The 24,695-nt window shown below is 43.2% G+C and carries 23 protein-coding genes and 1 other annotated feature; of the genes, 4 read left to right on the top strand and 19 right to left on the bottom strand.

The window, feature by feature from the left end; genetic code table 11:
- Nucleotides 1-26: 26 nt before the first annotated feature.
- On the bottom strand, nt 27-893 hold the full coding sequence (locus tag QUF86_RS13800) for a M50 family metallopeptidase (RefSeq protein WP_289334651.1): 867 nt from the start codon (nt 891-893) through the stop codon (nt 27-29).
- Nucleotides 886-1,635, bottom strand: a complete 750-nt coding sequence (locus QUF86_RS13795; protein ID WP_289334650.1) for a M23 family metallopeptidase — start codon at nt 1,633-1,635, stop codon at nt 886-888. The genes QUF86_RS13800 and QUF86_RS13795 overlap by 8 nt, the downstream gene beginning before the upstream one ends.
- Nucleotides 1,636-1,918: 283 nt before the next feature.
- Here QUF86_RS13795 and QUF86_RS13790 point away from each other — a divergent pair, with 283 nt between their 5' ends.
- Nucleotides 1,919-2,362, top strand: a complete 444-nt coding sequence (locus QUF86_RS13790; RefSeq protein WP_034308861.1) for a S1 domain-containing RNA-binding protein — start codon at nt 1,919-1,921, stop codon at nt 2,360-2,362.
- Between the two features lie 125 nt (nt 2,363-2,487).
- On the opposite strand, the gene minD is transcribed toward QUF86_RS13790, so the two are convergent.
- The 10 genes from minD to QUF86_RS13740 all read right to left on the bottom strand — a co-directional run bounded on the left by minD (nt 2,488) and on the right by QUF86_RS13740 (nt 12,135).
- Nucleotides 2,488-3,291, bottom strand: a complete 804-nt coding sequence (minD, locus tag QUF86_RS13785) for a septum site-determining protein MinD (RefSeq protein WP_289315481.1) — start codon at nt 3,289-3,291, stop codon at nt 2,488-2,490.
- Nucleotides 3,292-3,293: 2 nt separating this feature from the next.
- Entirely contained in the window at nt 3,294-3,977 is a 684-nt protein-coding gene (gene minC, locus QUF86_RS13780; RefSeq protein ID WP_063232834.1) for a septum site-determining protein MinC, read from the bottom strand.
- A 115-nt stretch (nt 3,978-4,092) separates the two neighbouring features.
- Nucleotides 4,093-4,611: a rod shape-determining protein MreD gene (gene mreD / locus QUF86_RS13775; protein ID WP_289315480.1), complete on the bottom strand. Its 519-nt coding sequence runs from the start codon at nt 4,609-4,611 to the stop codon at nt 4,093-4,095.
- Nucleotides 4,608-5,480, bottom strand: a complete 873-nt coding sequence (mreC, locus tag QUF86_RS13770; RefSeq protein ID WP_289334649.1) for a rod shape-determining protein MreC — start codon at nt 5,478-5,480, stop codon at nt 4,608-4,610. The genes mreD and mreC overlap by 4 nt, the downstream gene beginning before the upstream one ends.
- A 201-nt stretch (nt 5,481-5,681) precedes the next feature.
- Nucleotides 5,682-6,701, bottom strand: a complete 1,020-nt coding sequence (locus QUF86_RS13765; protein ID WP_034308871.1) for a rod shape-determining protein — start codon at nt 6,699-6,701, stop codon at nt 5,682-5,684.
- A gap of 148 nt (nt 6,702-6,849) precedes the next feature.
- A complete protein-coding gene (gene radC / locus QUF86_RS13760; protein WP_289318324.1) occupies nt 6,850-7,524 on the bottom strand; it encodes a RadC family protein in 675 nt (224 codons plus the stop codon).
- Nucleotides 7,525-7,582: 58 nt separating this feature from the next.
- Nucleotides 7,583-8,152, bottom strand: a complete 570-nt coding sequence (locus QUF86_RS13755) for a Maf family protein (RefSeq protein ID WP_289315478.1) — start codon at nt 8,150-8,152, stop codon at nt 7,583-7,585.
- Nucleotides 8,153-8,341: 189 nt separating this feature from the next.
- Entirely contained in the window at nt 8,342-9,310 is a 969-nt protein-coding gene (locus QUF86_RS13750; protein WP_289334648.1) for a hypothetical protein, read from the bottom strand.
- Nucleotides 9,311-9,616: 306 nt separating this feature from the next.
- Complete coding sequence (locus QUF86_RS13745; RefSeq protein ID WP_289334647.1) at nt 9,617-10,369, bottom strand: prepilin peptidase; 753 nt, start codon at nt 10,367-10,369, stop codon at nt 9,617-9,619.
- Nucleotides 10,370-10,851: 482 nt separating this feature from the next.
- The gene (locus QUF86_RS13740; protein ID WP_289334646.1) at nt 10,852-12,135 is read right to left on the bottom strand and encodes a bifunctional folylpolyglutamate synthase/dihydrofolate synthase; all 1,284 of its coding nucleotides are present in this window, start codon (nt 12,133-12,135) and stop codon (nt 10,852-10,854) included.
- Between the two features lie 99 nt (nt 12,136-12,234).
- On the opposite strand from QUF86_RS13740, the gene QUF86_RS13735 reads away from it, so the two are divergent.
- A complete protein-coding gene (locus QUF86_RS13735) occupies nt 12,235-13,176 on the top strand; it encodes an ATP-grasp domain-containing protein (protein WP_289315474.1) in 942 nt (313 codons plus the stop codon).
- Nucleotides 13,145-13,987, top strand: a complete 843-nt coding sequence (locus QUF86_RS13730; RefSeq protein WP_289334644.1) for an ATP-grasp domain-containing protein — start codon at nt 13,145-13,147, stop codon at nt 13,985-13,987. Before QUF86_RS13735 ends, QUF86_RS13730 begins: the two co-directional genes overlap by 32 nt.
- Before the next feature lie 80 nt (nt 13,988-14,067).
- On the opposite strand, the gene QUF86_RS13725 is transcribed toward QUF86_RS13730, so the two are convergent.
- On the bottom strand, nt 14,068-16,719 hold the full coding sequence (locus tag QUF86_RS13725; RefSeq protein ID WP_289315472.1) for a valine--tRNA ligase: 2,652 nt from the start codon (nt 16,717-16,719) through the stop codon (nt 14,068-14,070).
- Nucleotides 16,720-16,763: 44 nt separating this feature from the next.
- Nucleotides 16,764-16,993: a binding site (T-box leader), on the bottom strand.
- Nucleotides 16,994-17,231: 238 nt separating this feature from the next.
- On the opposite strand from QUF86_RS13725, the gene QUF86_RS13720 reads away from it, so the two are divergent.
- Entirely contained in the window at nt 17,232-17,423 is a 192-nt protein-coding gene (locus tag QUF86_RS13720) for a hypothetical protein (protein WP_289315471.1), read from the top strand.
- 56 nt (nt 17,424-17,479) lie between these two features.
- Here the strand turns inward: QUF86_RS13720 and ysxE are convergent, their stop codons facing one another.
- From ysxE to hemC, 6 genes are all read right to left on the bottom strand, one after another.
- Nucleotides 17,480-18,550 (bottom strand): spore coat protein YsxE, encoded by a 1,071-nt coding sequence (gene ysxE / locus QUF86_RS13715; RefSeq protein ID WP_289318323.1) that lies wholly within the window; start codon nt 18,548-18,550, stop codon nt 17,480-17,482.
- A gap of 147 nt (nt 18,551-18,697) precedes the next feature.
- Entirely contained in the window at nt 18,698-20,101 is a 1,404-nt protein-coding gene (locus QUF86_RS13710; protein ID WP_289334642.1) for a LysM peptidoglycan-binding domain-containing protein, read from the bottom strand.
- Between the two features lie 542 nt (nt 20,102-20,643).
- Nucleotides 20,644-21,933, bottom strand: a complete 1,290-nt coding sequence (hemL, locus tag QUF86_RS13705; RefSeq protein ID WP_289334641.1) for a glutamate-1-semialdehyde 2,1-aminomutase — start codon at nt 21,931-21,933, stop codon at nt 20,644-20,646.
- A 38-nt stretch (nt 21,934-21,971) separates the two neighbouring features.
- Nucleotides 21,972-22,967 carry a porphobilinogen synthase gene (hemB, locus tag QUF86_RS13700; protein WP_289325928.1) on the bottom strand — a complete coding sequence of 332 codons (996 nt, stop codon included), beginning with the start codon at nt 22,965-22,967 and terminating at the stop codon, nt 21,972-21,974.
- Nucleotides 22,964-23,761: a uroporphyrinogen-III synthase gene (locus QUF86_RS13695; protein WP_289334640.1), complete on the bottom strand. Its 798-nt coding sequence runs from the start codon at nt 23,759-23,761 to the stop codon at nt 22,964-22,966. Before QUF86_RS13695 ends, hemB begins: the two co-directional genes overlap by 4 nt.
- The gene (gene hemC, locus QUF86_RS13690; RefSeq protein ID WP_289315466.1) at nt 23,761-24,693 is read right to left on the bottom strand and encodes a hydroxymethylbilane synthase; all 933 of its coding nucleotides are present in this window, start codon (nt 24,691-24,693) and stop codon (nt 23,761-23,763) included. Before hemC ends, QUF86_RS13695 begins: the two co-directional genes overlap by 1 nt.
- Between the last annotated feature and the right edge of the window lie 2 nt (nt 24,694-24,695).

The raw sequence follows: 24,695 nt of genomic DNA, 5'->3' as shown, positions 1-24,695 counted from the left end.
CTCAATTTGAAGAAAGGATAACATATTTAATAAGAATATAATAGGTCGCCGATTTTCCCGTTTGTCATTTTTTCGGAAAAATAGGCATGCAGGATCTCCGTTTCATCCAACGAACCGCTCTCTTTCCCGTTTTTCGTGATGATGACGGGGTGTTTACATCCGCGTTGGAACAGTTCCAGCACTTTATAAATCGGTTCTTGTGAATCTACCGAGATCGGCTTCAGTTTCGCCAAATCATTCGTATGCCCGTAATGGCGCTGCAAAAGAAATCGGATAAACGCATAATACCGCTGCCGCCATTCCATGACGAGTGAGAGACTTATGAAAAAGATGATGAGCCAGATGTTCAAGTTGAGCGGATCAAGAATGATCCAGGTCAAAAAAGCCAGGGAAGCGAATACTGCAGAAAAATGAAGTGTGTGTTTCTGCGCTTCTAGAAAGGTGCAGTATAGGGAAACACCGATGAATAGCAGCCGTCCCCCGTCCAAGGGCCAAATAGGCAGCAAATTAAAAACCAACAGCATAAGATTCATATACAAAAAGGGCTGATACAGCTCATAGGGAATAATAGAAAAGAAATAGAGCAAAAAAGCTGCACCAATGAGCCAAACATGTTGAAGCGGACCGGCAAGCACCACCGCCAAATCCTCCTTCAAACTCTTATTACCATACTCCTCCGTCTCGACAGCGCCTCCAAAAGGAAGCAGCTGAATTGACTTTATCCGCCATTTGAAGTGCTGGGCACAAACGGCATGCCCCATCTCATGAATGAAGACGATGAGCAGAAGCATCATCACTTCAACGAAATGAGCAGTGAGGATGGCAATTCCAATGACAAACCACAATGTCGGGTGCACCCTGACTTTAAACAGTAATTTCCCATATTCACTCAAAGGAAATCACCTTTTTAGGATCGACGAAAGCGTCATTTTCTTTTATCGCTAGATAAAATCTGCCCTTGGATCCATCTTCACTTACTGTAACCTGTCCGACTTCATTGCCCTTTTTAACGAACTCATACAATTTCACATCAATCTCTTCCAGCTGCCCATACCAAGATTCACTTTTGTTGGCATGCTGAATGACGACCGTCTTTCCAATCCCCTCCTTTTCACCGGCAAAAATGACTACCCCTTCATTGACTGCCTCGACCTTCGAGCCTTTGCTCGTTTCCAATATGATACCCTCACCGTTCGTTTCGAAAGTTTGGGTAATCTTCGCAGATGCTGGCATTGCATAGCCTTCACCCGATTCGACAGTTTCCGTACCGGCTTCATTCGGTAAGAAAGCGATTGGTTTACCAAATGCACTTTCGTACCAATTGGAGATTGAAGCGAACTGAAATTCCTTGTTCATGTTCTCCGTGACAAAACTTCTGGCAGGGTCGAGCCGCACAGAAGGGTGTTTGAACATCACCGCGATAATCAGGAACAGGCATACACTGGCAAGGATTTTAAAGAAAAAATATTCTTTCTTGAAGAGCGGATGATCTTTCTCGGAATACCCATTATATGAATCAATCCCATATGGTTCCTCATTATTGATCTCCGTCCAACTACTGCTTCCTGCCGGATTATCCTTAAACTTACGTCTCTTGGCGATACGATTACGGATATCTTTCCTGCGATCATCCATTCCAGATCTCCCCCCTGCTCATGTCAAAGCGCTATATTACAACGTATGAGTATCTTGTCCAGACTATGCCGGAGAAAAGAATTTCTTTCTGCACACCCCTGAATTTTTATTGACAGAAAAATATTTTTTTGATGAAAAATTAACCAGAAACTTATGAATTCCCATGGTGATTTGGGCATCGATTCAGAAAAACGAATAATTGGGGAAAAATCCAATTGATATTGTTCCCCTGAATTTGTTATAATAAAGTGGTTTTAACATTATTGAGGGGGAACATTTTTTTATGTCAATCGAAATAGGCAGCAAAGTACAAGGTAAAGTAACAGGTATCACTAATTTTGGAGCATTCGTAGAATTACCAGGAGGCTCAACAGGTCTTGTGCATATCAGTGAGGTAGCAGATAGCTATGTAAAAGACGTAAATGACCATCTTAAAGTAGGCGACCAAATTGAAGTAAAAGTGATTAGTGAGAAAGACGGAAAAACTGCCTTGTCCATCAAAAAGGCTATAGATAGACCCGAAGGGCAAACCTCTTCTTATACCAAACGCCCACCACGCCAAGGGGATAGCCGTTCTAAAGATTTTCGTTCAAAAGGTAATTTCCAACCAAAGGAAAATTTCGAAGATAAAATGGTTCGCTTTTTAAAGACTAGTGAAGAAAATTTATCGACTCTTAAACGCAGCACCGAATCAAAACGCGGCGGCAGAGGCGGAAGACGCGGATAACCCGTTGGATTTCAGCATATGGATAAGGCAAGCCAGGATATGGCTTGCCTTTTTTATTTTACATGTTCAGCATAAAAAAAAGCGAGGGCATCAAGTGCTCCCGCTTCTTAATATGAAATATAGATTTACCGCACGCTAAAGAATTTTTTCAATTTGGACATGAAGCCTTTAGGTTCGCCGCCAATTGGAGTCAAGGGTACAGATTCACCAAGGATCCTCCTGGCAATGTTCCGATAGGCAAGCGAGACTCTATTGTCCGGATTATAGGCAATGGGTTCCTTTTTATTCGCTGCCACAATGACTTGGTCATCATCAGGAATGACGCCGATCAAATCAATTTTAAGAAAATCGGCAACTCCATCGATATCCATTTCTTCATCCTCATGAAGCAAATGGCCACGTATCCGGTTGATGATCAATTGAGGCGGTTCAATATGCTCTTCTTTTTCAAGCAGGCCAATGATACGGTCTGCATCCCTGACAGCCGGTCTCTCTGCAGTCGTAACGATGATCGCTTTGTCTGCCCCAGCTATGGCATTCCTGAAGCCCTGTTCAATGCCTGCAGGGCAATCAATGATGATATAATCATAGTCAGGCTTCATATCACTTATGAGTTTCCTCATCTGTTCTTCATCCACCGCTGATTTATCACTATTTTGTGGAGCTGGAAGCAAATAAAGCAAATCCTCGAAATGTTTATCTTTAATAAGCGCTTGGTGTATCTTACAGCGCCCTTCGACCACATCGACCAAATCATAGATGATGCGATTTTCCAATCCCATGATCACATCCAAGTTCCGAAGACCAATATCCGTATCAATCAAGCAAACCTTTTTGCCTAGAAGAGCTAAAGATGTTCCTAAATTGGCGGAGGTGGTCGTTTTCCCGACACCACCCTTACCGGATGTTATAACTATTGCCTCTCCCACGATTAGAGACCCCCTTCTAATCTATTTAAATTAGGTCTATATTTCTTTAAGACTTGCAGTTTTTCTATTATGATATTTTCTTCTTCATCCATGAAGGCACATTCCAAGTCATGTCCCCATTTCGTATATTGGTCAGGAGATAAATTCACTTGTCCGGCAATGCGCAGCTGGGCAGGCTTCATGACAGAGGCAGCTATAATGGCCTCATTATTCCCTTTATATCCGGCATGGGCTATTCCTTTTAGCTGTCCCATGATATATATGTTGCCACCCGCACGAACCGTTCCGTCGGGATTGACATCCCCTATTAGCAGTAAGTCTCCGGGAACTTCAAAAACCTGTCCTGACCTTATCACCTTGGTCACGGTCGTCACTTGGTTTTCATCTTTCCATCGTTTCGCTTCATCCTTCGTCAGGACATTCGAAATCATCTCATCTACGAAAAGCTTCTTCTTTTTATGGATGACCTCTTTAATCTTTTCTTCTTGTTGTTCATCAAGATAGCGGTTCCCTGTATGTACTTTAACGGAAATGGACGGGTCATTTTCTTGAAACTGATAGTTTGCCGAAAGCTTCACTTCTAACTCTTTCAATAACTCGGAAAATGAGCAAGAATCATCGAGATGAAGCATAAACCCGTCTTTTGTTCCCTTAATCATGACATTTTGCTGAATTCTTTTATTCATGACGTTTGTTTCACCTCAATGAAATATAATTCGACATAGGAAAACAAATTTCCTTTTTCTACGTACACGGAAAAGAGAAAATACATTTCCTCCTGCTTCTTAAGACACAGGAACGTTATTCCGTTTCTCCTTGTAAATCAAGCATTTCAATCATTCTCTTTAAAGGATAGCAGCTGATAATAATGAATGCGAGATTCAATAATAATGTCGGCAGCAATCTTCGTTCCGCAAATTCACCAAATCCCATATCTGCAAAAGATAGGATGATATTCATCTGAAAGATGACAACCTCTAAAACTGCCGTGAATAAAAACGCAGTAAGGCAGGCAATCAATATATTATTTTGCAGGATTTTCATGCATTTCGATATCAGATAGGCAAGAAAAGGCAGCAGGAACATGTAAGTCCCAAGGATTTCCGTATATACGACATCATAGGTCAACCCAAGAATTGCTCCATAAAGCATACCCATTTTCCTGGACCCGAACATGGTCAGGAAAAAAACGAAAACCATCATGAAATGGGGCACGAGGATTTTATCTGCCCCGAATGCATCTCCAGCGAACATCTGGGCGAAGATGCTTTCAAAAACAAAAAAAACCAAGGCTATAAAAGAAAGGATGAAATATTTCACTCAGCTTCATCCTCCCCTTCACTTTCTTCCGGTGCACCGTCCACTTCGCGCTGAACGACCATAACATTGTTAATATCATAAAAATCCGTCGAAGGTTCAATATATGCGGTCTGGTTCAACCCATATTGATCCACTTTGACATCGACAACCTTCCCGATCAGCAGACCTTTCGGAAAGATCCCTCCATAACCGGATGTGATGACCAATGAATTTTTCTTGATCTTTTTATCGTAAGGAATACGTTTCATCAGCAAAAGGTTCTTCTTATCATCGAATCCTTCAATCAAGCCATATGCTTTATCATCGCCTTGAACAATGGCTGAGACACGATTGGCTTTATCGATCGAACTTAAGAGTTGAACCGAAGCGGTGAAATCCGTCGCGGATTTTACCTTACCCACTAATCCATTGGCAGTGATGACAGCCATATTTTTTTCTACCCCATTACGCTTCCCTTTATTAATCGTCAGCATTTCATGCCAGCGGTCAGGATTACGTCCGATGACCGTCGCCTGAGTGGGCGAATACTTCCGCAGGTCATCTTCTTTTTTGAGGTTATCGCGAAGTTCTTCATTTTCTTCTTTTAAATCTTGGACTTGGGTTTTCAATAATACATATTCATCCAAGCGGGCTTTCAATTTTTTGTTTTCATCGTATGTATGTTGAAGGTCTTTTAAGCCCCCTACAAAACCTGTTATACCCGATACCGGCTTATTAAACACATTTCCGACCCAGCCTGTCGTATCTTTCAGGAATTGCTCCGGCCATGTCAACTCTTCTCTTTCTCTTAATGAAAAACCGATCAATGCCACGAGAACGATAATACTAACGAGCAAGAGAAGGAGCTTTTTATTAAAAAACTGTGGCATGATAATTGCACCTCTATCTAAAAATTTACTCCATGGTCTAAAAATTTACTCAATGGTCTAAAATTCACTCAATGGTCTAAAATTTACTTAATTATCTTGTTCATCCAGACCAAAAAACTGTTAAATTAAACAGCAAAACATAAGAAAAACCGGCTCAAAATTGCACCTTTTGTTGAGCCGGCCCTATTTGAGAAGTAATGCTTATCGGGAATCTCTTGATTTAGTCTTGAACAAATGAATGTGGTCCAACGCTTTACCCGTTCCGATTGCAACACAATCCAACGGATTTTCAGCGATGATCACCGGCATTTGCGTTTCTTCACTGATGACTTTATCCAAATTGCGCAGCAAAGCACCCCCGCCTGTCAATACAATACCTCTGTCCATGATGTCAGCGGCTAATTCAGGTGGTGTTTTCTCTAAAGTGTTTTTCACGGAATCCACAATTGCGGAAACTGTGTCGCTTAATGCTTTGGATATTTCCTCAGCAGTAATTTCGATCGTTTTCGGTAATCCAGTCAATAGGTCACGGCCGCGGATTTCCATGTTTTCTACGCCTTCCGTGTCTCCAGCAGAACCAATTTCCATTTTAATCGCTTCAGCAGTACGCTCACCGATCATCAAATTGTAGTTCTTACGGATGTAAACGATGATGGCATCATCCATTTCGTCACCGGCAATACGGATGGATTGGCTTGTTACGATTCCGCCAAGGGAAATGATTGCCACTTCCGTTGTTCCTCCGCCGATATCAACGACCATGCTGCCTGTAGGTTCCCAAACAGGAAGGTCCGCCCCGATCGCTGCTGCAAACGGTTCTTCGATAGGGTATGCATCACGGGCTCCAGCTTGTCTAGCTGCATCGATGACAGCACGCTGCTCAACTGCCGTAATTCCAGAAGGCACACAAATCATGACATATGGCTTGTTGCCGAATACGCCCTTCTTTTGAGCTTCCTTCATATAGTACTTCATCATGGTAGCCGTCGTTTCATAATCGGCAATTACCCCATCCTTCATCGGGCGAAGGGCAACCACGTTACCAGGTGTACGGCCAATCATGTTTTTCGCATCGTTTCCGACTGCAACGATTTGCTTTGTATCTGTTTGCACAGCTACAACTGATGGTTCACGTACAGCAATCCCTTTTCCTTTTACATATACAAGCGTATTCGCCGTTCCTAAATCAATCCCTATATCTCTAGCGCCAATTCCAAACATTATGGTATCTCCCTTTCGTAAACAAAAATGCCTTTTTATAAGTTCAAATAATAATTTGTCGTTTTTTGACAATAAGAGTTTTGAAAAAGTTTCCTCTTTTAAAAATCATAAATAATATTATATCGTATCGTCAAAAATTTTGATAGTGTCATAAATAACCTTTTTCCTTCAAACTAACATATTTATGCTCCCCGATAATGATATGGTCCAATACTTCGATCCCGATAATTTTACCACATTCGACTAATCTTTTTGTCACTTCAATATCTTCTCTGCTGGGAGAGGGGTCTCCGGAGGGGTGGTTATGAAGACAGATGATAGAGGCAGCGGACCTTCTGAAAGCTTCTTTAAAAACCTCACGCGGATGCACGATTGAGGCATTGAGGCTGCCGATGAAGACCGTAGTTTTTTGTAGCACTTGATTTTTCGTATTTAAATAGAGACAGACGAAATGTTCCTGTGACAAAAACCGCATTTCTTCCATGCAATAATTGGCCCCATCTTCAGGAGATCGAATCACATAACGGTCTTGATCATTCAATTTATTAATTCTCCTGCCAAGTTCGACAGAGGCCAGGATTTGAATCGCTTTCGCTTCACCAATCCCTTTCATCACGGTCAGTTCTTCCACTGAAGCTTCTTTTAGCAGGCGCAGGCCCTTGAAGGAATTGATGAGCCTGCCGGATAGTTGCAGAACGGATTCTTCCCTCGATCCCGTCCTCAAGAGCAGTGCAAGCAATTCTTGATTGGAGAGACTTTGCGGTCCGTCCTGCAGAAACCTTTCGCGCGGCCTCTCTTCTTTCGGGTAATCCCGTATTAACATTTTTTCACTCAAAAGATCCACCCTTCCTTAGAAAAGGGAAGATGCCAGAGGAAATCCATTATCCTAAGTCTGCCTGCATCGCTTTAAGTTCCCGGGCCAGTCTTGAGACCGGAAGCCCGACGACAGAGAAATAGTCGCCTTTGATCTGTTCGACAAGAAGAGATCCGTATCCTTGAATCCCATAGCCGCCAGCTTTGTCAAAGGGTTCACCGCTATCCAGATAACGTTCGATTTCAGCATCTGGCAACTCCCAAAATGTCACTTCCGTTTTTTCTGCGAATACTCTGCGATGCCTGCCGAATAGGATCGCGACACCAGTGTATACTTCATGTGTCCGTCCTGATAGCATTTCCAGCATTCTTTTTCCATCCGCCCGGCTTGTCGGTTTACCCAATATCTCACCATCAAGGACAACAACGGTATCCGAGCCGATAACCCAGCTTTCCTGAAATTTTGCTGAGATGGCTTCCGCTTTACGGGAGGCCAGCTCTTTCACAGCAGCATCCGGACACATGTTTTCATCAATACTTTCATCGACATTGGAATTCATGCTTTCAAAGGGGATTTGAAGAAATTGTAGAAGTTCTTTACGACGTGGTGATGAAGAAGCTAAAATCAATGGCTGCATAATAAAAAAGTCACCTTTCTTTACATAGGGAGATACATATCTATCCTATCAAATTATGGTGCAATCCACAATTATTGTTTACTAGGAATCGACAAATATCTGTAAGTATTTCCCGGAAAATAAAAAAAGTGTCACCTGAGAGTTCAAAAAGGGAGCTTGTCCCATTAGACAGCTCCCCTTTTTCTTTACTTAACTCGATATGTTTTGGTAATTCAATAAAAAATCAAGAAGACTTTCTTGAGCCTTGAATAGCTTTTCTTCCTTTTTGGAAGTCTCATATTCGTCAATCGACTTTGCCGCAGCAGTCAAGTCATCGTTCAAATTCGAAAACTCCGGCGATAATTTCCCCGCCTTCAGTTCATCCATGTTTTTTTTCAGGGTTTCTTCGTTTACCGTCCCTTCCTTTCCACGAAGCTTGGTTGAAGATGTTTCTGCCAATGAAGCATATACTTCCTTCATCTTGTCGAGGGTTTTCTCATCTTCCTGGCTTGTCCCAGCAGCTTCAAAATTGATTTCCTTCCAATATACGTCCACATCATAGGACTTTAAGAACAAGGCCAGCTCCTTACTTGCAACTAGACTCTCTGCCGATCCCAAGAATAAATAATAGCTGTCTTCCAATTTGAAAATTTCAGCTGGAACCTGCTTTTCAATGATTTTCTTTTGTATTTGCCTTGCCGCATCCTCGCTGCTGAATACACCTCCCTGTACAAGGAATGTCTTCAGCTGGGTACCTGGTTCATTCACTGCCGCTTTTTTATCCTCAACAGTGGCTTCCGTTGGAATCGTGGTCTCGACCGAAGATACTGCGGCTTTTTCCTTTGTAATCGTTTTAACGGCAATCAAGCCAAGAATCGACCCAAAAAAAACAGCACAAATGACGGCGATCATGAATGTCTTGATCGGTCTTTTATCCGAGCTTTTCAGCGAACTCGTACCAAAACCGATCAGCTTTGGCATTTTCTTCTTTGGAGGTGTGGGAACCAATACGATCTTGTTCTCGTTTGAATCCTCAGGGAGTATCCATTCGAAACTCTCATCTGGATGTTCCTGCTCCTCACTCGCAGCCTCTTGACTTTCAATCTTTTTATCGGCAAATACTTTTTCTTCCCCATTTATTTTAATCGTTACACCCTTGCTTTGTTCCGGCTTGCCCAATTTTTTTCCTCCCCTCCAGGTCATTTTTTTCATCCTATCATAGAGGTAAAAAAAAATAACAAGACTTTTGTCGTCTTGTCATTAATAGGTTTCGTCAAATTTCCCTATTCATATCCCGTTAACCAAAAGGGCCTTCCAGGTACTGGTGCTTCTGTTTCATAACATTTTAATATTGCCTCTCAACAATTACATGCATTCCTCTTCCATGTCACCTTCACTTGCAGCCGCATGGGGATAGTTCCCTACTGCCCCATTGTTCAGATGATTTTTGACAAATTCCCCGTGAACTGTGATGGTCCTTTAAGCTCATCTTAGAAAAGTTATATACCAATATAAAATGGAGTCGCCCCAAAAATAGGCAGTCAATGTCCCAAAAACGATATACGGACCGAAAGGAATCAGCGTTTTCTTTTTTAGAATTCCGGTTAGCAACCCGATGATGCCAAGGAATGCCCCATAAAAGCACGCAAAAAGAAATGATAACAGGACCATCTTCATCCCCAATGCAAAGCCAATCACTGCAAAGAGCTTAATATCACCGCCACCCATGCCCCCCTTACTCACAACAGCGATTAATAGCAGAAGGCTAAAACCAACCGCTGCCCCGAAAATTGAATCCCACCAGGGTGACAGCGGAAATGAAACCCTTAAAACCATAAAAATCACCGTAAAGAAAAGCAGTATTATATCAGGTATGAGCATATAGGCTACATCAGACACCAAGATGATCATAAATAATGAAATCAATGTCCAGGCAACCCAGAGTTCACCCGACCAGCCAAGAAATATGGGAGCTGAGGCAAACAAAACACCGGTCAGCAATTCCACTACCGGATAAAGGGGGGAAATCCTTGCTTTACAGCCCCGGCATTTTCCGTCTTGCAACATATAAGAAATAACCGGTATCAACTCGAAGAAGGTCAATGTACGCCCACAAGATGGGCAAGCGGAGCGACGATTCGCAAATGGATTATTTGCTGGAACACTTAAACCGACGACGTTAAAGAATGAGCCTAAAATTAAGCCCAGGACGAAGAGATAGAAATGGATACCCATCATTTATACAGATTGCACGAGGATTCGATTCACTTTCGTTGTATCTCTAAGGTCATGTCCCATTCCTTTCACAGGATATGCGACTTTGTAATAATCATTTGGGTTCTTCATGATTATTCATTCCTCCCATATTTTATTTTCCCTAACCGGCTCTGCTTAAAGGCGTTAAGTCCAAACTACTATTCAGAATCAATATATAAACATATTTTAACAAATATACGTGGTGTTTTGTTATCAATCACTCTATTAGAGTTTTTTTCTTTTTCGAAGTCTCTGTTAAATAGAAATGAGCTGTCCTTCTTAAAAAGGGAAAAGGACCATTGAAAAGGTCCTTTTTTTGAGACTGTTACTGATGTAAGTTAATTAATCACTAGTTCAATTCCAATCGTGCCTCTGCATATGGAGAAGAAAAAATAACCAGTTCACCATCTATCCATTAAGCATTCTCTATGGAGGTACCACATCAATCATCCACTTTGAATTTTTTATCTTTCAGATAGAAATCCCCTCACAAGTGAAAGGAAATGAAGGGAACCTGTTATGACAAGAACCTCTTTCTCCCCTGTTTTTCTTCTGCCTTCCCTTATCGCCGTCTGCCAATCCTTGTTTATTGTTTTATTTTCATGACGACATTCTTCATAAAGCGTTTGCGCATCCGCCGCCCGTTCATGTTCGAATTCGGTAATGATGATTTCAATCGTTTCCGTTTCCAGTCCACGAAGCATCTGGGAATAATTTTTATCTTTAAATGAACTGAATATGAACCGGTACTTATATTCAGGATAATTCAATTTTAGCGTTTCCATCAATACATCGATGCCGGCAGGATTATGTGCACCATCAATGATCACCAACGGCTCATCCGATATTTTTTCAAAACGCCCCTCCCATTTCGCCTCCCCTATTCCTTTAAGGATGCTTTTTTCATCGATATTTTCCATTCCTACTAGGACAGCAGCAATGGCCAGTGCCGCATTCTCGATTTGGTGACGTCCCAACATCTGCATTTCCACATTTTCGATGGACCTATCGGCAAGCGAAAAGGAGAAACTTTGTCCTTGCTCACTTTGCTTCACATTCCCTACATGAAAGTCTTTGCCTAATTGGTAATGGGGTACGCCTAATGAAGATGCTTTTTCTTCGATTACTTTTGCTGGTTCCCTAGCGTTGACTCCGCTGATGACCGGCGCCCCGCTTTTAATGATGCCTGCCTTCTCTGAAGCAATTTCCCCAAGTGTGTTACCCAGGATGCTCGTATGCTCCAAAGAAATCGAGGTAATGATCGAAAGAAACGGCTGGATGACATTCGTTGTATCGAGCCTGCCTCCAAGCCCTGTTTCCATCAAAACCAAATCCACTTCCTTTTTGCTAAAATAAGAGAATGCCATCGCAGTCAATATTTCAAACTGAGTGGGACCATTCCCCTTACTGTCCATCTCTTGGATGAACGGCCACAGCGCGCGGAAGGCAGCGATAAAATCCTTATCACTTATTTCATCCGCATTTATCTTCAGCTGTTCATTCATCCGCACTAAATATGGTGAAGTGAAGGAAGCGACCCGGATCCCTTCAGCAAGAAGGATTTCTTTAATATATTGCAAGGTTGATCCTTTCCCGTTTGATCCTGCAATGTGAATATACTTTAGCTCCTTATGGGGGTCACCTAATTCAGTTAACAATGTTTCCATCCGTGATAGGCCAAAATTCATGCCAAATTGAACTTGGCGCCGTTCAAAAAAATAATTGATGTCTTTCATGGTTGTTACCATTAATCATTGAGCCTCCTCTTTCTTTATACCGCTCTTATGCGTTAAGATTATTTTATCAATATATGAACGATTAACCTAGATGAAAGGTAGTGTTTTACCATGAAACCTTCAGATTTCCACTGTTGGATTGTCGTTAACGGCTATTTACAGCATGATAAGTTTTCCAGTTTAGCTTTGTTCATTAAAGAGGCGGCTGAAAGGAAAGAAATCACGGCAACCCTTATCCGCAATTCAGATCTTATTCCCATAATCGAAAAAGGAGTGCCGCTAATTAAAGGAGCCTTTGATAAGCTGCCTGATTTTGTTCTGTTCATGGATAAAGACATTCATTTGGCACGCCATTTGGAATTGCTCGGCATCCCCGTACATAACAGCAGTACGGCAATCGATATTTGCGACAGCAAAGCAAAAACACATCAAGCATTGGCCAGTCATGGCATACCGATGCCAAAAACCTTGTTTCCACCTTTCACGTACGAAGGTATTGAAAGGGTCAATATGGATGCCTTCATACAAATCGGCATTGAACTTGGGTATCCACTTATCGTTAAGGAAGCATACGGTTCTTTTGGGGAACAAGTATATTTGATCCAAACAGAGGATGAGTTACTAAAGACCATCCGCAATCTTGGCCACAAACCATTTATCATTCAGGAATTCATCGAACATAGTAAAGGACGGGATATTCGTGTGAATGTCGTCGGCAATCAAGTCATAGCAGCGATGCAACGCCATTCCGAGAACGACTTCCGAGCTAATATGACTGCCGGTGGTCAGGCTGCCCCCTATACACCCACTAGGGAAGAAGCACAACTTGCCATCCGTTGTGCGGAGATACTAGGTGCCGACTTCGCTGGCGTCGATTTGTTGTTCGGTAAAGAGGGTCCGCTTTTGTGCGAAGTGAATTCGAATTCGCATTTACTAAATATTTATGAATGTACTGGCATCAACATTGCTGATAGCATGTTCGATTATATCTTGAACAAATTAGGAAAGGGAAGTGCATCTGATGAAAAAACAAGCAGGTTGGTTGATTTATAACCGTGAGGATGCCGTGAAAAATCAAGGATACATAGATTGGATGCTTGACGAAGCCAGTAAGCTTGATCTTGATTTACACTTTTACCATCGGGAAGACCTTAGAATCGGTCATCGTTCCAACGAATTGTACGTGGAACATACAGCTCAGCCAATCGTATTGCCAGACTTTGCTATCGTCCGGGCCATCGATCCTTTTCTAACAAGGCAACTGGAGCAAATGGGGATTGCCTGCTTTAACTCCTCATTCGTATCGGAAATCGCTAATGACAAAGCAAGGACGCATCAATATTTGTCCTCGATGGGAATTCCAATGGCCGATACCATATATTGCAACGGAAAGCCGAATGCCGATGACATGGAGTTCCCTTTCATTGCTAAAGAAACACGTGGCCGCGGCGGGAAACAAGTGTATTTAATCGAGCATGCCGATGATTTGGCCGAACTGAATGACGGAAATTGGATTGTCCAAAAACCCGGCTTATTCGGAAAGGATATCCGCGTTTTTGTAGTTGGTAAAAAAGTGAAGGCTGCTGTACTTAGGGAATCCGCTTCAAGTTTCAAGGCAAATTATACGCTAGGGGGATCGGCTTCCATATATGAGCTGACCGCTTCCGATTTAGCCCTTGTAGAAAGAGTTATCGAAGCGTTTGATTTCGGTCTGGTCGGGATCGATTTCATATTTGCCGAGGATGGCAGCCTCATGCTCAACGAAATCGAGGATGTCGTCGGCAGCCGGACATTAAGTGCACTAAGTGACATCAATATCGTATCGGAGTACCTTACATTCATAAAAGATAGTCTATCCTCCTAACGGAACATTTGATTTTCGAATCAATGTCGTCCAACACAAAAAAGGATGAACCGGCATATTAGCTGGTTCATCCTTTTGTTTTACAGTTGTTTCAGTTCGCTGATCCTGTGGATCACAGAGTCGCGTTTTTCGCTATAGTCTTTTTCTTTGGCACGTTCTTCTTCAATGACGCTTGCCGGCGCCTTTTTAACGAAGCCCTCATTGCCTAATTTTTTCTGTACGCGTTCAACTTCTTTATTAAGTTTGTCGAGTTCTTTTTCAAGACGTTTCACTTCTTCGTCGATATTGATCAGCCCTGTCAGCGGAAGGATTAGTTCTACGCCAGTTACGACAGCTGTCATGGCTTGAGCAGGTTCTTCGACTTCGATACCGATCGTCAATTGTTCAGGATTACAGAAACGCTCGATATAACTGCTGTTTTTCTGTAACGTTTCTAAGATGGACTCATCTTTCGCTTTTAAAATCAAATTGATTTTTTTGCTTAGCGGCGTGTTCACCTCAGCACGGATATTACGGACGGAGCGGATGATTTCAACAAGCAGCTTCATTTCCTCGGCTGCAGCTGTATCTGTCAATCCTTCATTCACTTCCGGCCAAGCGGCAACAGTGATCGACTCACCTTCATGCGGAAGGTTCTGCCAGATTTCTTCGGTAATGAATGGCATGAACGGGTGCAACAATCTCATCGTATTATCCAGTACATAAGCCAAGATCGAGCGCGTCGTTTTCTTAGCCGCTTCATCTTCGCCATATAACGGAAGCTTCGCCATTTCAATATACCAGTCACAGAAATCATCCCAAATGAAGTTGTAAAGCACACGGCCGACTTCACCGAACTCATAACGGTCAGCGAGTCTTGTCACGTTTGAAATCGTTTCGTTCAAACGTGTCAAAATCCATTTATCGGCTACAGATTTTTCACCGCTTAAATCGATTTCGTCATACGTCATGCCATTCATGTTCATTAATGCAAAACGGGATGCGTTCCAAATTTTGTTGGAGAAGTTCCAAACCGCTTCCACTTTTTCCGTGCTGTAACGAAGGTCCTGACCTGGTGAGCTGCCCGTTGATAAGAAGTAACGCAGCGAATCGGCACCGTATTGATCGATGACATCCATCGGATCGACACCGTTACCAAGCGATTTACTCATCTTGCGTCCTTGTTCGTCACGAACAAGACCGTGAATCAGTACATCTTCAAATGGACGTTCGCCCGTGAACTCAAGTGCTTGGAAAATCATCCGTGAAACCCAGAAGAAAATGATATCATAGCCCGTCACTAGCGCTCCTGTTGGGTAGTATCGTTTGAAATCGACGCTGTCTTTGTCAGGCCAACCCATAGTCGAGAACGGCCATAAAGCCGAGCTGAACCATGTATCCAGAACGTCTGTATCCTGTTCCCAGTTTTCAGCATCCGCAGGCTCCTCATGTCCTACATACACTTCACCTGTTTCTTTATGGTACCAGGCTGGAATGCGGTGACCCCACCAAAGCTGACGGGAAATGCACCAGTCGCGGATATTTTCCATCCAATGGAGATACGTTTTTTCGAAACGATCCGGTACGAAATGAACTTTTTCCTCATCGGATCCTTTTTGAAGATCAACGGATGCATCAGCTAGAGGCTGCATTTTTACGAACCATTGAGTCGATAGATATGGTTCAACAACAGCACCGCTTCTCTCTGAATGACCGACTGAGTGAAGGTGATCTTCGATTTTGAATAGTACTCCTTCTTCCTGAAGGTCTTTGACGATTTGTTTACGGCATTCAAAACGGTCCATGCCTTCATATTTACCGGCCTTTTCATTCATTGAGCCATCTTCATGCATGACAAGGATGCGCTCCAAATCGTGACGGTTCCCGATTTCGAAGTCATTCGGATCATGAGCAGGAGTAATTTTAACCGCGCCTGAACCGAATTCCATATCGACATAGTCATCACCGACAATCGGGATTTCCCGGCCTGTAATTGGCAAGCGAACCTTTTTGCCGATCAAGTGTTTATACCGATCATCTTCAGGATGTACAGCAACCGCAGTATCGCCAAGCATCGTTTCCGGACGGGTGGTGGCTATTTCAATTTCACCTGATCCGTCAACTAACGGATATTTCAAATGGTAAAATGCGCCCTGTACATCTTTGTAAATAACCTCGATATCGGATAACGCCGTTTTCGTTGATGGATCCCAGTTGATGATGTATTCACCGCGATAAATCAAGTCCTTCTTATAAAGCGAAACGAACACTTCGCGCACTGCTTTTGAAAGCCCTTCATCAAGAGTGAAGCGTTCACGGGTATAATCAAGTCCAAGACCCAGCTTTGACCATTGTTCACGGATATGGCTCGCGTATTGCTCTTTCCATTTCCATGTCTCTTCCACGAACTTTTCACGTCCAAGGTCATAACGGCTCACGCCTTCCGCACGAAGTTTCTGTTCAACTTTCGCTTGAGTGGCGATACCGGCATGATCCATGCCCGGCAACCATAAAACATCATAGCCTTGCATCCTTTTCATGCGTGTCAATATATCTTGAAGTGTCGTATCCCATGCGTGGCCTAGATGCAGCTTACCAGTCACGTTCGGCGGGGGGATGACAATCGTATATGGTTCTTTTTTATCGTCACCCGTCGTTTCGAAAAACTTCCCATCAAGCCACCATTTGTAGCGGCCTTTCTCTATCGTCTGCGGATCATATTTAGTCGGCATTGAAATTTGGTTCTCTTCCATGTCATTTCCTCCTTATTTAGGCATAAAAAAAACTTCCATCATCACAAAAGGACGAAGGAAGTTGTTCGCGGTGCCACCTTTTTTCCGAAAAAGTAAAAAATCTCTTTCGGCTCTCAAATCGGATAACGGCTCTTCACCGGCCTTCGCTACTTAAGATCTTTCACGAAAACTGCTCGCGGACGACTTCGGATGCTGCTGCCTGGAAACCTCGCACCAATTGGTTTCCTCTCTGAAAAGTGCATTTCATCTTACTATTTCCGGTCTTTGCATTGATTTATATTCATATGTAAAATCATTGAATGCATATAGTATATAGTACAAAAAATATGGGGCTCCAGTCAATCATCTTTTCGCTTTCTTTCTTTAGGAAACATTCCATTACATGCATTCGATCCCGCTGCCCGGCCATTTTCTTTATTTTATCCTCCAGGAACAGTGAATGTGACGGTTTTTTCACCTTTTCCACTACCAGCCCATAGAATATAAGAAGCCCTAAAAAGGAAGGTAATAATATGAAGCGAAGATATACCCCCTATACTTTACCGCCATGGATGAAAAAATTCAGGGGTGTTTGCCAGCAGTTCATCATCCCCTTTGTCGTATTCCAAGGATTGCGTACGCTGATCTTCCCTACTTTCTTCGATATGCTCCTGCTAATCGCCTTTATTTTCTTGGCCATGTCTTTGTATTTCGAATGGATTTAATTATTCCCTTACAGCAAAAAAATATACATGACTGGAGATTATCCAATCATGTATATTTAGCTTGGGGGTGATTGCTCTTCTTTGGCAGCCTCGGCAGCCGCCTTTTTCTTCTGTTCGATCTCTTCGATTTTCATCACCATATACTCAATATTCTTCAGGAGCCAAAATTGCCGCTGCAGTTGAGTAACATTATCAAGCTCTGAACGATGTCCCCTGCCATCGGAATAACCCTTCACTAATTCCAAAGCTGATCCGGGGAAAGCCAGATAACTTTGCATGAGCAGCAATTCTTCTTCTTTCAACGGAAAATAACGAAAATAGTTATATAGCCAGTCGACGCAGTCATCGCATTGGACAGGATAGGTCCTGGCCGACTTAACGAGAAATGGCAGTAAATCGAAATGAGGCGGTGCCGTATTCGAATTCTCAAAATTGATGAAGTAGCCATATCCGCGTTCGTCATAAACGAAATGCTTCAAAGAGACCTTTCCGTGCGTGACAACGGTTCGAACCTTTTCACTTTCCTTCGTTTTTTCATACCAAGTTTCAAACTTCTTGATCGAGTACTTCATTGCCTGTGAAATATCAGTGTAGAAAGAACAAACCGTCATTTCGACTGGAGACATATACCACTTCTTTTCACAGCTGACAATATACTCATCCATAAAGTCCTTCTCATTATTCCAGGCATCAAGCGTCCGCTCATAATGGGCTTCCCGTTCCTCTGGATCCACCTGTATTTCCCTAACGGACAGCGTATGCATCCGGGCAAGCTCCCTGAACATTTGCTTATGCTTTTCAACGCGCTCCCCGTCCCCTTCATTATTCAACCAGGGCATCAGGTAATACAAACGTCCATTATGAAGAACGGCGTAACGCTGATCCATCGTTTGATAAATGGGAACGATCCGGTTATAGCCGCGATGGTACAGTTTTTGAACATTTTTTATAAAATCAATGCCGTTATGCGGTAAAATCGATTTCAAGGCAAATGTACCGCGATCAGTGTATACTTTTTTTACACGCCCGAAATCTTCAATGTATTGTACATACATGGCATATTCCTTCAAGACGGTTTCCGTGTCAAGATCCCGATTAGCAGGCTGCTGATTCTCGTTTTCCCTCACGAGACTCACTCACTTTCTCTAAAAAAACTCAACCCGATTCCTCTAGTCACCAAAGTCCAGTGGCCAATCAGGCTGCTCTAACGCCGTTCAACAACTTTATCCTAGTAAAAAACAGGAGCAGACCATATGCTCTGCTCTCTGTCCTGGTCAATTCTTATATGCAACCGCCTTCGGTATATAGATGACTTGCCCTTCATGGACGTTTTGATTCGACTCCAATTCATTGCTGAAAAGTATGGATTGAACCGTAACATCATAACGTTGAGCCAAGTCATCAATCGTTTCCCCTTGCTGGACAATGCAAACCTTCATCCTTACCAGTTCTTCTTCTTGTTTCCGTCCGAATAAATCCATGATGGAAATCTGCTTTTCATCATGATCAGCCGTATCTTTATCATCACGCTCAGCTGCTTGTTTCCTGCCTTTGAAATTTTTGACTTCCTTGGCTGGGGGCGCTGGTCTTTCCCTCTTTTTGAATAAATCGCTTATGGATGAATTGGACTCCTCTTCCTGTTCCACCTTCACATGTTCATTTAGGATAGGTCCCGTTACAACGTCATTTTCTTCCTGCCGGATGACGTCCTCGGTTTCAAGATTTGAAACTGGGCTATCTTGATGAGGCTCTTCTACCACTTCTTCTTTCAAAGTCACTCTAGGAGTCTCCGTCTCCACTATGGAATCCTGCCTGCTTACATCTTCCTCCAGTTTCTCCTCATCCACGAATGACACAGGTACCTCCTCTGTGGAGTCAGGCTGATCACTTATAAAATTCCCTTCTTCCTCTTCAGCTTCAGCATCTTCCTGTCTGTGCACTTCCGTTTCCCACTCCTCCTCTTCAGGATATGGTGAAACGGGAATTTCAAAAACTGGGGCACTATGCTGATCGCTTAAATAGATTGGTTCCTCTTCTTCTTCTTCGTTCGCTTCAGATACTCGCCTTGCCTCTGCAGAAAAAGGCGTGTATAACTCTTCCTCCTGCTCATCACGGAAAACAGGCTGAAAATCCGGGATTGGCGGCACTGCAGCCGCATAAGGAATGTATGACTCGTTTTCCCTATCCGTTTCTTCTCCCTCTGTTTCCCCAACTTCCTGCTCCGTATCGAACCGTTCTTCCACATATGAATCATTATAGATTCCGGTTATCAACAAATCCGCCTGCAATTTCAAACAGTTTAGCTCAGGCAGGGCATAATCAAAGCTTTGAATAGAGACATCGATCTCCTCTAATGAGGCAATCCGATTATTCGGAATCGTTATATCAACCGGAAAACGGTGTGTGAACTCATTAAGTCCATTGGGATGCCTCTCGACCTTTTGAACGGATTTTGGCAAAAAGGTCTGCGAAAACTCCTCTTCCTCACCATTTTGCGAGTCTTTGTATTCACCGCATAAATCTAACGAGCCTCGTATAAAAACATATTGATCACTTTCTTGAATCGTCACATTCGGATCCAGGGAAATGGAATAGAGCTCAGCCACTTCCTGTCCCTTCTGGAACCAAACGGATTCCTCTAAAGAAAATCGTAAATACGATTCATTTTCTTGCGACAAGACAACTCCTCCTTTCAGCTTCAGGAAACGGTACCTATACCATTATCAATCTATGAAGGTAGGAAGATGATTATTCCTTAATTTCATTTGCCGCCATCCACCTTATTTATCCTGAACCACTAAAAAGGAGGAGATTCTACTTTTCCAGGCTAAAATCAATGTAGAATTGGATCAATCGGCCAGAAACCATTTAAATTTGGTCCTAAAACCAGTGTTCGGTCCTATCTCCATTTTATTTCGACCTTCAATCTATTTATTCGTCCTACCTCCCTATTATTTCGTCCTTCAACCTTTTATTCTGTCCTATCTCCCTATTATTTCGGCCTTCAACCTATTATTCTTTCCTATCTCCCTATTAATACGGCCTTCAACCTTATATTCCGTCCTACCACCCTTTTATTCGGCCTTCAACTTTTAATCAGCATTCTGCCGCTTACTGATTGAATTCAAAAAAACAGGCTACCATTCTCCCAAAGTTTTTGGGAAAATGGTAGCCTGTTTAATATTTATGATTGCTTAATTAGCCAGATAGTTTTTTTGCATCATTTTTTTAATTTTGCAAAGGCCTGTTCTGCCGCTTCAATGGTCTTTTCGATATCTTCATCACTATGTGCTGTTGATAGGAATAAACCTTCAAACTGGGATGGCGGCAAGTAGATGCCTTGATTCGCCATTTCCCTATAGTAAGAAGCAAAGAACTCTAAATCGGATGTTTTTGCTGTATCATAATTTACGACTTCTTCATTTGTAAAGAAAAGTCCAATCATGGAACCGGCACGGTTGAATGTATGGGGAACTCCGTATTTTTCCGCTGCTTCTCCAATGCCTTTTTCGAGGATATCACCTTTTCGGGTGAACTCTTCATAAGATTCTGGAGTCAATTGGCTCAGCGTTTCAAGACCAGCCGTCATGGCCAGAGGGTTTCCAGACAATGTTCCCGCTTGATAGATTGTCCCACTCGGGGCGATTTGTTCCATGAATTCGCGCTTTCCTCCGAAAGCTCCGACCGGCAAGCCACCGCCAATTACTTTCCCAAGGCAAGTCAGGTCCGGTACGATGCCAAAATAGCCTTGTGCACAATTATAGCCGACACGGAACCCGGTCATCACTTCGTCAAAGATCAATAGAGCCCCGTATTGGGTCGTCACTTCACGTAAGCCTTCGAGGAAACCTGGCTGTGGCGGAACGACGCCCATGTTCCCCGCAACAGGTTCTACGATGATACAGGCGATGTCTTCGCCAAATTGTTCAAACGCATATTTGGTTGCAGCAAGATCATTATATGGTACGGTAATCGTATTTTTCGCAATGCCTTCCGGTACTCCCGGGCTATCGGGTAAACCTAATGTTGCAACACCGGATCCCGCTTTGATTAGCAATGAATCGCCATGCCCATGATAAGAACCTTCGAATTTCAGGATTTTATCCCGGCCTGTAAAGCCTCGCGCCAATCTTAGGGCACTCATCGTCGCTTCGGTTCCTGAAGATACCATCCGGATCATCTCAATCGAAGGCACCCGTTCAATGACCAACTTAGCCAGTTCATTCTCAATCAGTGTAGAGGTTCCAAAGCTTGTACCTGATTCCGCTACCTTTTTCAATGATTCCACGACACGGTCATTCGTGTGACCCAGGATAAGCGGTCCCCATGAAAGAACATAGTCTATATATTCATTCCCATCGATATCATACATTTTTGAGCCTTTTCCGCGCTCCATGAAAATTGGATCCATGTCCACAGATTTGAAGGCACGTACCGGGCTGTTCACGCCGCCTGGCATCAAGTTTTTTGCTTCGGCAAACGCTTTTTTCGATTTTTCATATGACCGCATGATTCAATCCCCTTTTCCATTACAGGTTTTATTTGTCATCATCCTTGATTATCTTCGTTTATCCAGCGTGCTACCTCTTTTGAAAAATACGTAATGATCAAGTCGGAACCTGCGCGTTTCAAGCCTGTCAGCATTTCCATCACTATCGCTTTTTCATCAATCCAGCCATTTTGGGCAGCTGCCTTAACCATTGAATATTCACCGCTGACATTATAGGAAACAATCGGGAGATTAAAGTTATTCTTAACGTCCCTGATGATGTCCATGTAGGATAGGGCTGGTTTTACGATTAGGAAATCCGCACCTTCAGCAACATCGGATTCAGCTTCACGGAATGCTTCAAGGCGATTCGCGGGATCCATTTGGTAAGTTTTCCTGTCGCCAAATTGTGGTGCACCATTCGCAGCATCACGGAATGGACCGTAAAAAGCCGAGGCATATTTCACTGCATAGGACATGATCGGAATATCTTCATAGCCCGCTTCATCCAGACCTGCACGGATGGCCGCAACGAAACCGTCCATCATATTGGAAGGGGCAATGATATCGGCACCGGCCTCAGCCTGGCTGATTGCCGTTTTGGCAAGAAGGTCAAGAGAAGCGTCATTCAGGATCTTTTCCCCTTCAACGACCCCGCAATGTCCATGGCTTGTATACTCACAAAGGCAGGTATCAGCAATGACAATGACTTCAGGATATTGTTTTTTGATAAAGCGGGTTGCCTCTTGCACAAGTCCGTTATGGTGAAAAGCACCTGTGCCCTGTTCGTCTTTATCATGATCAAAAGGGACACCGAATAAAATGACTGACTTTATGCCCAGACTCACGACTTCATCCATTTCCGCTCCCAGATTATCCATGGATAACTGATAGATACCCGGCATCGAGTTGATTTCATTTTTTACATTTTCACCGTCGATGACGAAAATCGGATAGATCAAATCCTCTTTATGCAATTGTGTTTCACGGACTAAAGCCCTCATGCCAGCACTTGCACGCAAGCGACGGTGGCGATTGAATGGAATGTTTTTCATTTTAAAGTTCCTCCCTTATTATTTCTTTTCACGATGAAGCGTATTAAATCAGCAACCATGGCATCCGTCGTATAAACATCTGGACAAACATCGACGGATAGCCCATGTTTTTCAGCCGTTTTAGCGGCAATCGGTCCGATGCATGCGATGATGATCCGGTCTATGTATGTATCCAACTCACAGCGTTCCATAATCTGCAAAAAATGATGGATCGTCGAAGAACTCGTAAAGGTTATGATGTCGATTTCGTGATTCGTTATAAGTTGCACGAGTTTTTTTTCACTGCTTCGAGGAAGCACGGTATGATAAATAATCACTTCATCACATGATGCTCCACCTTCATTGATTGCCTCCGCAATAACCGCCCTGGCGAGATTTCCTTTTGCCAGCAACACGCGTGACCCGGGATCAAGCAAGGTCATGAACTCCGAAACAAACCCTTCAGCAACAAACTGAGCTGGCACGAAATCCGCCTTATACCCATGCCGTTTCAGGGCCGCTTCCGTTTTGGAGCCGATAACGGCTATTTTCGGAAGCTTTAAAGGCTGTTTACCAAGAAGCTTAAAGAAGAAATCCACCCCATTTTGACTTGTCAGAATGATCCAGTCATAGGTAAGCAACTCACCTAAACGCTGATGAACCTCTTCCATATGATCAGGAAGAGTGAACTCAAGCAATGGCACAAGAAGCGGCGTTCCGCCATTTTTCTCGATCGAATCTTTTAAACCATCTGCCTGCCCTTTCCCTCTCGTGATTAATACCCGATAATCCTTAAGAGGTTGAAAGGGTTTCATTACTGGTCAAGCTCCTCTTTTACGCGATCAATCAATTCTTTACCGCCCATTTCACTAATCTGCTTGGCAGCATCATGCCCAACCGTCACGGGATCTGCCCCCTCGACCATTTCTTTATAAATCACCTTTCCGTCAGGAGAAGCGACCAAAGCCGTCAAGGAAACGGATCCATTATCTTTTGCTACCGCAAATCCGGCAATCGGAACCTGGCATCCGCCTTCCATTTTATCCAAAAAGGCACGTTCCGCTTCAACCGTTCTTTTCGTTTTTTCACAGGTCAATTTCGCAAGTTCTGCCAGCAGATCTTTGTCATCTTCGCGGCATTCAATGGAAAGTGCTCCTTGTCCAACTGCCGGAATGCAAATATCTTCATCTAAGAATTCCGATACGATGTCCTGTTCCCATCCCATTCTTGATAGTCCTGCTGCAGCTAAAATGATAGCATCATAATCTTCCGTTTTCAGCTTATTCAGACGGGTATCGATATTCCCGCGAATCCATTTAATTTCAAGGTCCGGCCTTCTAGCCAAAATTTGAGCGCCACGGCGCAAGCTGCTTGTACCTATGATGGAACCGGGTTTCAGTTCAGAAAGGGTTTCATGGTTCTTGGAAATCAAGGCATCCCGATGGTCCTCCCTCGGTGGTATGCACCCAATCGTCAAGCCTGTAGGAAGCACTGCCGGCATATCTTTCATACTATGTACAGCCATATCAATTTCTTTGTCCAGCATCGCTTGTTCGATTTCTTTAACGAATAAGCCTTTTCCGCCTACCTTGGAAAGCGTTACATCAAGGATTTGGTCACCCTTTGTGACAATTTCCTTCACCTCGAACTCGTATGGAACCCCAAGCTCTTTAAGTTGATCGATAACCCAGTTCGTTTGGGTGATCGCTAATTTACTACGTCTAGAACCGACAATTATTTTTCTCATAG

This window comes from Peribacillus sp. NJ11 (assembly GCF_030348405.1).
GTDB lineage: Bacteria > Bacillota > Bacilli > Bacillales > DSM-1321 > Peribacillus.
The sequence above is the reverse complement of the archived record's forward strand: the minus strand, read 5'-3'. Positions and strand labels throughout refer to the sequence as shown.